The following is a 9,341-nucleotide window of genomic DNA, read 5'->3' on the forward strand; positions in this document are numbered from 1 at the left end:
TCTGTGCCTTTTGCGCCGTTTCCCATGCTCCCGGCAGGGTGGAAAGGGCGATTAGGAACGCTTTGAGGGATTCGCCGTCCATGCTGGCGGTGAAGGGGAACACGCCCTCCATAATCGCGCCATGCACAATCAGGCGATGGTTCCGGGCGTTGCGTTCTTCCTTGCGGATTCGGTTCAGAAGTATCTTCTGCTGGTTTTCCAACTGGCGGACTTCCTTCTCCGCCTCAGTCTTTTTAGCCTCCAATGATTTTTCCATTTGTGCGTCAATCCTCCTTTTGTGCGTTCAGCCACTTTTGCTGAATGAAATACCGCCGCATACGTCGGATGCCGGAGCGAACGGAATGACCAGCTTCGGATTCACCTGTCCCTTCCAATTCTCCAATCTCCCGCAGCTTCTTTCCACCCATGTACCGGGCGCGGATGCGGCGGGCCTGGGTGGGGGTCAGATGGGCAAAGGCTTCGGCCATGCGGGATAGATTACGCTCCTGTTCAGCGTGTTCTTCTGCCCGGAGAAGCACATCCTCCGGCGATTGCGCATAGATGGAAATGTGAAGCTGTGTCCAGTCGTTGGTGTCCATAGAAAAGACCCTGTGGTACAGCTTCTTTTTCTCCTGCCGCCGCTCAATGCGCAGTCCTTCTTCCAGGGCTTCGGCCACCTCACCGCTGACCTCGACAAAGGCGTCCTTTCGGATGGTGGGATAGTAATACTTCCGCAGGTTGATGATTGGCATGGGCTGACCTCCTTAGTTCAAAGGGGGACAAGCACCCGCTTGTCCCCCTCGGTGATGTGAGGGGACTTCCCTCACCTGGGTAAGCCTCAAATCAGTGTTTCGTTAATGCTCCTGCGAGAAAAATTTCAAAAACTTTTCCCGAACAGCTTTGATGCTCTGATGTACTGCCACCTTGGAGCAGTTACACATTCTACTGATTTCGGTATAGGTGTAGCCATCCAGCGCAAACAACAAAAACCGCTCCCGCTGGGTGGGGGTGCAGGTATCCAAAACACTGAAAATCTCGTCCAGCGTTTCCTGCTGGCAGGCCAATTCCTCCGGGGTATACTGGCAGGGCATAAGGCCCTCGGCAGCGACTATGTACTCGTCAAATTCACGTCCGTCCCAATGCCGCCGTTGTTCATGGGAAAGGTTCTCGGCCTTGCGCCGTCCTGCGTCCATAACCTCCGCAACCTCGGCGCTGACTTCAACAACCGTCATGCGTCCATTGATCTTGATGGTGATCTCCATCGTGTTATCCTCCTGTTCAGATTTGGGGTTTGCGGAATCTGAACAGGGGGCGGGGAGCGGCACCGGAGTACGATGCCGCGACTAAGCAACAGAAATGCACCTGTCTGAAAGATGCAGACAGGTGCATTGGAATTGAAACAGCTATTTAGATGATTGGACAGTTCATACTCATGGATGGAATATTCCTCGGCGGTGGCTTGGCTTTTTTTGACGGTGCGGCTTCTATCTGGTATGATCGAATGGTTATATACCTCATGGCGGCTGCCTCCTATCAGCCGCCAGTTCCACAAACAATCGGACAGCGGCTTTCATCTCCGAAAACCGCCGTCCGATTTGGCATCATGTAAATTGGGCGCAGGAAATTAGCTGCCTCGACCAACGGTTTTTTTCTTTCCCCGTTGGGGGCAGGCAAGTCCTGTAACAGCAGAACTGATGTGCGCTAATCGGTCTGCTGTGCTTTTTCTTTCAGCTTTTGAAATGACAGGTCGCTGATTGCGTGTTCTATCTGGTGGGCGTCTTGCTCTGCTGTTTCCTGATCGACACCAGCAGCGATTAGCTGCTCCATGAAAAATTGGCGGCGTTCATAAATCTTTTCAGCAACTGTTCGTCCTTTATCGGTCAAACAAAGACAGCCGTTTTCATCTATGACCAGAAATCCGCCAGTCCGCAGGTTCTTTACCGCATGGCTGACACTTGGTTTTGAATATCCCATATATCCGGCAAGGTCAACCGATCTGATGCCCCCCCTTTTCTGGTGAAGCATCAAAATGGCCTCTAAATAGTCCTCCGAGGATTTACCTAATGTCAGGTTGGTTCACCCCCTTGTGGATATGCAGATGTTTCTACGGTTAAAGCACGATTGATTTTGATTGCAAAAATGAAGGTAACTGCGGTTGTCAGCAAGTCGGCTGCTGGTTGAACCCAAATGACCCCAGACAACTGGAACAGCCGAGGCAGTATGTAGATCAGCGGCAGGAAGAAAATTCCCTGTCGGCTCAAACTCAACAGTCCACCCACCAGACTTTTTCCGATGGAGAGATAAAGACTTGCATATACCATCTGAAAACCAAAGGTGACAAACAGTATTGCGTTCAGCCGGAGGGCCTTGCCTGCCAGATTTACCATTTCTGCATCGGTTCCAAAAATGGATACAATTGGTTCCGCAAAGGCAAAGAGTACGATAGCCGCGATCATGCCAAATGTTGTAGACCAAATGAGGCAAAGGCGGATGGCCTTTTTCAGCCGGTCAAATTGCTTTGCGCCGTAGTTATATCCGGCAAACGGCTGGAAACCTTTCAAGAAGCCAAAGACGATGTAAGTCCCAACGGTCATAATACGGATTACAGCCCCCATCGCCGCCACAGCATAGTCCCCATAAGGCTTTGCCGCGCTGTTGGTAAGTCCCATAGACGCGCTGGCAAGAAGCTGGAACAGAAGCACAGGAATACCGATTTTCAAAATCTCGCCCAAAAGCTGGGGTGAAAGACAGATATTCCGCAGCGACAGCCGTAGAACACCTTGCTTTGTTGCTATGTACCCAATATAAAGGGCCATGTTGACGCCCAGCGAAATCACCGTGGCAATGGCCGCGCCCTCAATGCCCCAATCCAGGGCATAAATCATAATCGGGTCTAAAATGATGTTGATGATACTGCCGGTGAGCATAGAGATCATGGTGAACCGGGTAGCACCCTGCGCCGTCAGAAGGTTGTTCATTGTGACAGTAAACACATTGATGATGGAGCCAGTCACATAGATTTGGGCGTAGGCTCTCGCATAAGGCAAAATCGTATCAGTCGCCCCCAGCGACATCAGCACAGGGTCGAGGAATACCATAATCCCTGCGATAATGACCGCTCCTACAAAAATGCTGGCAAAAAGAGCGGTGGAGGCGGTTCGATTGGCTTCTGCGTTATCTCCCTTTCCAAGTGACCGGGAGATATAGGACGATGCTCCGGCCCCAAACATCATCCCCAAGCCAATAACGATCTGTACGATGGGAAATACAACAGACACCGCCCCCATCTGGCTCATACCCAGGCCGCTGACAAAATAGGCGTCGATGGCGTTGTAGAGTGCGGAGATCAGCATACCGATCATGGTCGGTATGCCTAACTTCATCAACGAGGCCGCTACCGGCTCGTCCCGCATGATGCTGATTCGGTTGTTGCTTTGCTGGTTCATTTGTTGTCCTCCTGATTTTTGGATTTATTTCGACGGTGGGAACCATATCGCTCCCGCCGAAGAATACTTTTGATGATTGTACGGTATTGAGGATTTTCGCTCTCTAATTCCATTTCAATCTCCCGACAAATGACTTCCTCGCTTTTTTGCAGCTCAGCAGGATAGAGAAGATCGAGTGAAATTGTGGTATAGCCGCCGCTTTCAATCAGCCGGAAATGGTCTATGCTGACCTTGCCGCTGTACTTTTGTAGAACAAATTTGACTTTATCCCGCAAATATGCCGTCAACCCATCGTCATCTATGAGATAGTCCACTTGGATGAAACAGTCACAATGAAACTGCTGGTATAAGGCGCAGGATATTTCGTGAATTGCGTTGTAAAGCTGTTCGCTGTCTTTTCTGTACCCCTCAATTCGCAGGGAGATCACAAAATAGCCGAACCCATAATCATGCACCATCAGATTCCGTACTGCCGCAATTTCCGGGTATGTTTCAACAGCCCGCAGAACATCGTCAATGATACTCTGGTCGGTGGCTTGGCCCATGACCCGCCCCAGCACTTCCCAAAGGCTTTTTGTCCCCGCAATCACAATAAAGGCAGATACCAATACGCCACAGTAGCCGTCAATCTGCCAGCCTGTCACATGGCTGATTACTGTTGAGAGCAAAACCGCTCCTGTAGCGGCGGCATCGCTGATACAGTCCGTGGCAGTTGCTTTCAGCGTTTCAGAATTTGTAACCTTTGCAAACTGATGGTTGTAAAAATACATATAGCCTTTTACCAAGATGGACAGCGCCAGGATGATTACGGTTGCTACGCTGAATAACGGCGTTTGAGGGTGGAGGATGGATTGGAGAGAAGTATGGATTAGCTGGCCTCCCATCAGCACCACGGCAAGGGATGCAAAAATCCCCATGATCCACTCAAAGCGTCCATGACCGAACGGGTGGGTACTTCCCCTGCCATACCTCGCGATCTGAAACCCTAAAAGCGTCATAAGTGAAATTCCTGCGTCTGACAGGTTGTTAAATCCGTCCGCAGATATGGCAACCGACCGACTGAAAAACCCGGTCATGATTTTTGCCGTACACAAGAGCAGATTCAGGATAATGCCTGCGATGCTGGACAGTGAGGCATACGCTTTTTTTACTGCGGTGTTTGATGTGTTTGGCTTTCCTTTGAAATACAGCTTGATTAGTTGAGCCATCATAGGCTGTTCCTCCTTTAATTTTGAACGATAGTTCATTATTGTTCAATAAAAAAAGGAACCGGTCTAAAGACCGATCCCCGACAAATACATTTTGGATAATTTGTGTAAAATCATAATCGCCCATTCCTTTCCCTTGTAGTGATACATGATCTGCATGAGGCCATCCACAAAATTGTTTGCAATAATGTGGATGAAAACTGTGTCGGCGGAGTTGTCGTCCCGATGCTCCAACAAATGCGCTTCTATATCTTGAACAAAACGTTCCTTTTCGCATTCATACTTTGTGCCGCCGCTCTTGTCGATCAGGATGATAAATTCTTTCCGATGGGCAAAGAGGTTTAGCAAGCATTCTGTTTCCGCCTTGCTTAACCCATAGATTTCTGTGTTGCTGTGTTTGCTTTCGTCTGCTTCGCCAGCGGTCAATACCCGCTCCCAATCATACAGCACAGGACGGAGGATGGCATCAAACAAATCAGCCTTGTTCTTGTAGTAAGAATAGATAAGGCCGGTAGGGATTTGCGCCTTGGCCGCAATATTACGCATAGCAGCCAGTTTGTACCCTCTATCAAAAAATTCATCTAAAGCCGCAGCAAGAATTTTCTCCCGTATCTCGTCTTTCAATACCTGTGCCATAGCGCCCTCCAATATTGAATTTATGTTCAATTATAATCGGGAGTGTAGATTTTGTCAAGTCCTTTTTTACGTCCACAAATAATATGAATTATTTTAGCTACTCAATAGAACTATATAGACATATTCAAAGCAAAAGAGGAACGGTAGAATGTAACAGGGTGATATGAATATGGCAAAAAGGCCAGTACCACGATATGACTTTAAGGCTTTTGGGGCGGCAATCAAAGCGGCGCGGCTGGAACGTAAAGAGAGCCGGAAAAAGGTATGTGACGAGATGTACTTATCCCCGCGCTATCTTGCCAACATTGAGAACAAGGGCCAGCACCCAAGTCTGCAAATCTTTTTCGAGTTAATGCTGCGCTACAACATATCGGTTGACCAATTCCTTTTAGAGCGGCCCACAGGAAAGAATACCCAGCGCCGTCAGCTTGATGCTCTGCTGGATGGTATAAACGATAACGGGCTGCGGATCGTGACCGCAACAGCAAAAGAAATCGTGCAGATTGAACAGGCCCAACCAAACGGACAGGAGGACGCTTGACCGCGCCCTCCTGTCCCGCTCTGCCGCTATTGGCCCATGCACTTTGCCCGGAGCAAATCACACTGACGTTTTATCTCCGCAGTTTCCTGTTCGGTCAAATCCCGCTCATTGTCGGTTATCTGATCTTCCATAAAACTTGCGTAAGCGTCCAGCAGGCTGTCCAGCAAAACCTCCGGCGTGGCCATATGCTCCGCACTATACCAAGTACTCCGCGCAGGTTCCCAAGCCATTAACGCATAACCGTGTTTAGTGAACACAACTTCATAGAGCGGGTCTTGCTGAAGGTAATCATCGAAAATTGCAAGCACTTTCTCAAATGTCAGCATCAAATCGCCCCCTAAACATAAATCAAATCTGCCATAATGATTTCTTCCACTCTGGCCCGGCAATTATTCATCAGCCCTACCCACGCCATCTGGTCAGAGGCTTTCAATTCCTCGGTCACACCAGCGGCCTCCATCATCTGCGGGAGCATCCTGTCCATCCACTCCTGGGCGGTATCGTCAATGTCCAGCAGGTGGGCGGTGAGTTTTCCACTGCCTGCCAGCTCCCGCCACAAGTCATGCTTGTGCTGCTTCAAGTAAGTACGCCGCAGACTGCCGTACTTGCCCACCGTCCTGACCGACTCCGGCTCGTCCGCTACCAGATTAGGGATATAATAATCTCCTACACGAGTATAAGTCAATTCCATAGTGACAATCTCCTTTCGCATTCTCAAACTGCTGCACTGGCCTGTGCCGCCCTCTGCGGTTCCTTCCGGGGCAGCTTGCCCACGGGGGTATAGATTCCCTTTGCCATATCCTCGGCCCGGATAGCGTCCTTTTTCGCGTCCATTTCAGCCTTTTTCGCCGCTTTGATTTTGTCCTCATACCGCTTCTGCGCTCCGCTGGCCTTGCGCTGAAGGTAGGCCCGGTGCGCCCGCTCCCGGCGCTCGTTCTTCTTCCGAAGTTCCTCCAATTCCTCCGGGGTCGGCTCCGCCTCCTTCAAGGTGGGCGGGATGTACTTTCCAACGAAATTGAAGTAGATTTCTACCTCCTGCCCGGTGTCCTGACGGCCCTTCTGGTCACGCTCATGGACAAGGATTTTCTCGACAAACTCATTGAGCATGGTCGTGGTCATGGTGTCAAAATTCTGGTATTTGTCAATCATGGCGATGAATTTCTCGGCAGACCGCTTACCCTGGTCGTAGCCTTTGACGGACTTCTCCAACTCGGTGATCTCCTTGGAAAGCGCCTCCTGCTCCTTGGCGTACTGTGCGTCCAGGGCGGCATACCGGGCATCTGACAGACGGCCCAGGGCATTGTCCTCGTAAATCTTACACATCAGCCGTTCTAACTCTCCAGCCCGCTTCTGTGCCGCCGCCAGCCTGCGCCGCTTCTTCTTGATGTCGCTGTCCTGCTGGTTGACTTGGGCCTCCTGGACGGTGCGGATGAACGCAGCCCGGTCAGTCTTGGCGTAGTCGGCTATGGCGTGGAGCGTATCGGAGACAAGGGACAGGACTACCTTTTCCGCTATGCGGTGTTGGGTGGGGCAGAGGGTTCCCACGGGGACTTTGCTATACTGGGAGCAAGTGTACTGCGAAACCCGTTTGCCGTTGTTGACCCGGTGGACATACATCTTGCCGCCACAGTCGGCGCAATAGAGAAGCCCGGTCAGCGGTGCGGCCTCGCCCCAGCCGTCAGGGTAGCGGCGGACATTGGCGCGGATGCGCTGGACGTTATCATACATTTCCTGCGTAATGATTGGCTCATGGGTATTCTCGAAAATCGTCCACTCGCTTTCATCGACATAGTGACTTTTCTTGTCCTTGAAGTGCTTTTGCGTCTTGAAATTGACCGTATGGCCTAAGTATTCTCGCTTTTTCAGAATGTTGACAATGGTTGACGATCCCCAGCCGTAAATGTCCTTGATAGCGCGATTCTGGTTCACGCCCTCGCCATACCGGGCAAGGTGGACGGAAGGGATTTCGATTTTGTCAGCGGCCAGCCGGGTGGCTATCTGATAGGGGCCATAGCCTTCCAGGGTCATAGCGAAGATGCGCCGGACAATGGCGGCAGCTTCTTCATCCACAATCCAGTTTTCCCGTTTCTCGTCCCACAGGTAGCCGTAAATGACGGTTCCGGTCATGTGCTTGCCGCTCATGCCTTTAGCCTTGAATACGGATTTTATCTTCCTGCTGGTATCACGGGCATAAAACTCATACATGATGTTCAGAAACGGGGTCATATCACTGTCCCCCTTGGCGGTGTCTACATTGTCGTTAATGGCAATCAGCCGCACTCCCCGCTGGCGGAGAATTTCCATTACCTGACCAACTTTCAGATAGTCACGTCCCAGGCGGCTCATGTCCTTGACAATGATTGCCTCCACGTTGCCCGCCTCGACTTGCTCCATCATAGCGGTGAAGCCGGGTCTGTCGAAACGAGTTCCAGAAATACCGTCATCAGTAAAATGGGTTGGATTAGGAAAACCATTCCGGCGGGCATAGTCCTCTAACATAAATTTTTGATTCTGGATTGAAAAACTGTCCCCGTTTAATTCATCGTCACGGCTTAATCTTTCGTACAATGGGGTGATTTTGGTTTTCAGCATTGGCACAATCCTCCTTCAATGAAAAATGCTCTAAGAGTCTCTACTTCTTTACCGAAAAATCGGATAAACAAGTCTCTTAGAGCATAAATCACCGCTGGCCAGCTTGTACTTTTTGTACTGCTTGACCGCGAAACAGTCCGGCTTGCGCTTTTCCAGCCCGGCGAACATATAGTCCACCGCGTTCATGAAATCGTCATCGTCCTCCTTGACCTCCATGCCGGAAATCATGTCTACCAGCGTGTTCATGTTCTTGTCCTCGTCCGGGCCCTCGAAGATGATATAGGCGATAAGGGCGCAGTATAAAAGCGTTTCTGATTTCGTCCAGAACGGGTCGCCCTCCTTGCCCTCGCCTTTGGTGTTGGCGATTAAGGTATTGACGAATTTCAAAATATCGGCCTCGTTGCGGATATACGCTAACGGGTTGTAGTGCATGGAGCGGGAAAAATCAATGCTGTTAAAAACCTTGATTTTATATCCCTTTTTCCGTTGCAGGAAAAAGCCCGCCTGCTCCAGCACCCCGCCTTTTGGGTCTACCACCACATAGGAGGAATGGGCCTGGAGTAATTGCGGGGTAAGCCAGAACCGGGTCTTGCCGGAGCCGGAGGAACCGACAACACAGCAATTCAGGTTCCGGGCGTTGGCGGGGACGGCGGGCCGGGTGTTGGTGGTGAGAAATTCCGTCCCGGTCAGAATGATGTTGTTCTCAAACCTGGGGTCGGTGAACGGCTTGATGTCTTTTTCCGTTCCCCAGCGGGCCGAACCATATTCTTCATCCCGGCGGTATTTTTGGGCTTTTTTGCTTTTCTGGTAGATAATCAGCCGGATCGCCACGGCCCCCGCGATGCCAGTGAGCCAGTCAAAAGGATTGAGCCCCGGCGCGAAGTCGGCAAAGGCCGGGCCGAGGGCCGCCACCATCCCCACCAGCTTGTGGGCCAAATC

At 50.9% G+C, this 9,341-nt stretch carries 11 protein-coding genes and 1 pseudogene; 1 reads left to right on the forward strand and 11 read right to left on the reverse strand.

Annotated elements, in window-relative coordinates:
• From D1646_RS07895 to D1646_RS07925, 7 genes are all read right to left on the reverse strand, one after another.
• A partial coding sequence (locus tag D1646_RS07895; RefSeq protein ID WP_160635943.1) for a DUF3847 domain-containing protein occupies positions 1 to 256 on the reverse strand: 256 nt, incomplete at its 3' end.
• Between the two features lie 7 nt (positions 257 to 263).
• Positions 264 to 731, reverse strand: a complete 468-nt coding sequence (locus tag D1646_RS07900; protein WP_160635944.1) for a sigma-70 family RNA polymerase sigma factor — start codon at positions 729 to 731, stop codon at positions 264 to 266.
• A 102-nt stretch (positions 732 to 833) separates the two neighbouring features.
• Positions 834 to 1,241, reverse strand: a complete 408-nt coding sequence (locus D1646_RS07905) for a sigma factor-like helix-turn-helix DNA-binding protein (RefSeq protein WP_160635945.1) — start codon at positions 1,239 to 1,241, stop codon at positions 834 to 836.
• A gap of 439 nt (positions 1,242 to 1,680) precedes the next feature.
• Complete coding sequence (locus tag D1646_RS07910) at positions 1,681 to 2,049, reverse strand: metal-dependent transcriptional regulator (RefSeq protein WP_160635952.1); 369 nt, start codon at positions 2,047 to 2,049, stop codon at positions 1,681 to 1,683.
• A complete protein-coding gene (locus D1646_RS07915; protein ID WP_160635946.1) occupies positions 2,046 to 3,425 on the reverse strand; it encodes an MATE family efflux transporter in 1,380 nt (459 codons plus the stop codon). The genes D1646_RS07910 and D1646_RS07915 overlap by 4 nt, the downstream gene beginning before the upstream one ends.
• Complete coding sequence (locus D1646_RS07920) at positions 3,422 to 4,636, reverse strand: cation diffusion facilitator family transporter (RefSeq protein WP_160635947.1); 1,215 nt, start codon at positions 4,634 to 4,636, stop codon at positions 3,422 to 3,424. The genes D1646_RS07915 and D1646_RS07920 overlap by 4 nt, the downstream gene beginning before the upstream one ends.
• Before the next feature lie 63 nt (positions 4,637 to 4,699).
• A complete protein-coding gene (locus D1646_RS07925) occupies positions 4,700 to 5,269 on the reverse strand; it encodes a TetR/AcrR family transcriptional regulator (protein WP_160635948.1) in 570 nt (189 codons plus the stop codon).
• A gap of 169 nt (positions 5,270 to 5,438) precedes the next feature.
• On the opposite strand from D1646_RS07925, the gene D1646_RS07930 reads away from it, so the two are divergent.
• Positions 5,439 to 5,810 (forward strand): helix-turn-helix transcriptional regulator, encoded by a 372-nt coding sequence (locus tag D1646_RS07930; RefSeq protein WP_160266995.1) that lies wholly within the window; start codon positions 5,439 to 5,441, stop codon positions 5,808 to 5,810.
• Between the two features lie 26 nt (positions 5,811 to 5,836).
• On the opposite strand, the gene D1646_RS07935 is transcribed toward D1646_RS07930, so the two are convergent.
• The 4 genes and pseudogenes from D1646_RS07935 to D1646_RS07950 all read right to left on the reverse strand — a co-directional run.
• Complete coding sequence (locus tag D1646_RS07935) at positions 5,837 to 6,136, reverse strand: hypothetical protein (RefSeq protein WP_160635949.1); 300 nt, start codon at positions 6,134 to 6,136, stop codon at positions 5,837 to 5,839.
• An 11-nt stretch (positions 6,137 to 6,147) separates the two neighbouring features.
• Entirely contained in the window at positions 6,148 to 6,501 is a 354-nt protein-coding gene (locus tag D1646_RS07940) for a TnpV protein (RefSeq protein ID WP_201754598.1), read from the reverse strand.
• Between the two features lie 23 nt (positions 6,502 to 6,524).
• The gene (locus D1646_RS07945; protein ID WP_160635951.1) at positions 6,525 to 8,402 is read right to left on the reverse strand and encodes a recombinase family protein; all 1,878 of its coding nucleotides are present in this window, start codon (positions 8,400 to 8,402) and stop codon (positions 6,525 to 6,527) included.
• 90 nt (positions 8,403 to 8,492) lie between these two features.
• Positions 8,493 to 9,341: pseudogene (locus D1646_RS07950) on the reverse strand (type IV secretory system conjugative DNA transfer family protein); the annotation flags it as partial.

Origin of the sequence: Pseudoflavonifractor sp. 60 (genome assembly GCF_009911645.1) — a bacterium.
In the GTDB taxonomy this organism is placed as follows: domain Bacteria; phylum Bacillota; class Clostridia; order Oscillospirales; family Oscillospiraceae; genus Lawsonibacter.

What these genes read in the sequence shown, in the direction of transcription:
- D1646_RS07900 (WP_160635944.1), bottom strand. Translation starts at nt 731, where the DNA reads ATGCCAATCATCAACCTGCGGAAGTATTACTATCCCACCATCCGAAAG.
- D1646_RS07905 (WP_160635945.1), bottom strand. Translation starts at nt 1,241, where the DNA reads ATGGAGATCACCATCAAGATCAATGGACGCATGACGGTTGTTGAAGTC.
- D1646_RS07915 (WP_160635946.1), bottom strand. Translation starts at nt 3,425, where the DNA reads ATGAACCAGCAAAGCAACAACCGAATCAGCATCATGCGGGACGAGCCG.
- D1646_RS07920 (WP_160635947.1), bottom strand. Translation starts at nt 4,636, where the DNA reads ATGATGGCTCAACTAATCAAGCTGTATTTCAAAGGAAAGCCAAACACA.
- D1646_RS07925 (WP_160635948.1), bottom strand. Translation starts at nt 5,269, where the DNA reads ATGGCACAGGTATTGAAAGACGAGATACGGGAGAAAATTCTTGCTGCG.
- D1646_RS07930 (WP_160266995.1), top strand. Translation starts at nt 5,439, where the DNA reads ATGGCAAAAAGGCCAGTACCACGATATGACTTTAAGGCTTTTGGGGCG.
- D1646_RS07935 (WP_160635949.1), bottom strand. Translation starts at nt 6,136, where the DNA reads ATGCTGACATTTGAGAAAGTGCTTGCAATTTTCGATGATTACCTTCAG.
- D1646_RS07940 (WP_201754598.1), bottom strand. Translation starts at nt 6,501, where the DNA reads ATGGAATTGACTTATACTCGTGTAGGAGATTATTATATCCCTAATCTG.
- D1646_RS07945 (WP_160635951.1), bottom strand. Translation starts at nt 8,402, where the DNA reads ATGCTGAAAACCAAAATCACCCCATTGTACGAAAGATTAAGCCGTGAC.